Here is a 202-nt window from a genome sequence, read left to right as displayed (position 1 = left end):
TGCATGTGTTAAGCACGCCGCCAGCGTTCGTCCTGAGCCAGGATCAAACTCTCCGTGAATGCTTCCGGGCTATCCCGGTTACACACACGGGAGCGGAACGGCGGGCGGAATAGGCCCGACCGTTCACAGCGTCCTCGCTGTGTGTGCCACCCGCACCCCTAGGGTGCCGGTGGGCTTTTCAAAGGAACCTCATCCTCCGGCG

General features: G+C 62.9%; 1 rRNA gene. It reads right to left on the bottom strand.

Going from position 1 to position 202, the window contains the following annotated elements:
* A 16S ribosomal RNA gene (locus tag ADK86_RS19530) occupies positions 1 to 59 on the bottom strand; the annotation flags it as partial.
* Positions 60 to 202 lie beyond the last annotated feature (143 nt).

The sequence above is a fragment of the Streptomyces sp. NRRL F-5755 genome (genome assembly GCF_001279365.1).
Classification (GTDB): Bacteria; Actinomycetota; Actinomycetes; order Streptomycetales; family Streptomycetaceae; genus Streptomyces; species Streptomyces rimosus.
Note: the sequence above shows the minus strand (reverse complement) of the source record. Positions and strands in the feature narration are given on the sequence as shown.